Below are 1193 nucleotides of genomic sequence, written 5' to 3'. Positions count from 1 at the left end.
ATAAGTGAAATATGTTCATCAAGTGAGAATCGCCGGATTCTAGCACAAATTTGTGAGCAATATCTAATGGAAATTGGCCGCGTGTCACGAGTTCCTAGTCCACACCAAAATAGGTGTGCATGGGACTAGGAAATTATCGTTCACTTCTTATTCGCAAACGTATTCAACCACGTTCAGGCCGAAACCGCCCAATGCATGGTATTTTTTGTTGGTCGAAGACAGAAGACGCATATCGTGGACACCAAGGTCTGCGAGAATTTGCGACCCCACTCCCACGCGGCGAGACGTGCCCTGCTTTTTCGCTAAAGTAGGTGCTTCGCCTTTATCTTGCGCTTCGAACATCTTCACGCGGTGGATGAGCAACTCGGTTGATTCTTCATTGCCAAGTACAACCAGAACACCGCCTTCTTCACCGATACGCTTCATCGCTCTATCCAGTGTCCAGCTGCGCTCTGCATTGCGGTCACTGCGTAATACATCGGTGAATACGTCTTGTAGATGCACACGAACCAGCGGCGCTTCGCCGGCCAAATCACCTTTACACATCGCGTAATGCACTTGATTATCGATGGTGTCTTTGTAAGTCACCAAAGTGAACTCACCGTGTTCAGTTGGCAGTTTGCATTCTGCTACACGCTCAATGGTCGTTTCTGTGTTGTTGCGGTATTCGATAAGGTCCGCAATAGTGCCTAACTTCAAGCCGTGTTTTTCAGCAAAGATTTCAAGATCAGGGCGGCGAGCCATGGTACCGTCGTCGTTTAGAATCTCAACAATCACCGAAGCAGGCTCAAGCCCCGCAAGGCGAGCTAAATCACAACCCGCTTCGGTGTGACCAGCGCGAGTCAATACACCACCATCTTGCGCAGCAAGAGGGAAAATATGACCCGGTTGAACCAAGTCCGCCGCTTTTGCGTTTGGCGCAACCGCAGCTTGAACGGTACGTGCGCGGTCAGCCGCTGAAATACCCGTGGTTACGCCTTCAGCAGCTTCGATAGAAACGGTAAAGTTAGTGGTGTACTGCGCGTTGTTGTCTTGCACCATTGGCGGCAAGCCGAGATTTTCACAACGCGCTTTAGTCATGGTCAGACAGATCAAGCCACGACCGTAAGTCGCCATAAAGTTGATCGCTTCCGGCGTAATATGCTCGGCAGCCATGATCAAGTCACCTTCATTCTCACGGTCTTCATCATCCA

Annotated in this window: 1 protein-coding gene; it reads right to left on the bottom strand. The window is 50.1% G+C overall.

Annotation, left to right across the window (positions count from 1 at the left end; translation table 11 throughout):
* Nucleotides 1-147: 147 nt before the first annotated feature.
* A partial coding sequence (gene ribB, locus R7Q38_RS24000) for a 3,4-dihydroxy-2-butanone-4-phosphate synthase (protein ID WP_318114563.1) occupies nt 148-1193 on the bottom strand: 1046 nt, incomplete at its 5' end.

Source organism: Vibrio sp. Vb0598, assembly GCF_033338935.1.
Taxonomy (GTDB): Bacteria; Pseudomonadota; Gammaproteobacteria; order Enterobacterales; family Vibrionaceae; genus Vibrio; species Vibrio alginolyticus.
The sequence above is the reverse complement of the archived record's forward strand: the minus strand, read 5'-3'. Positions and strand labels throughout refer to the sequence as shown.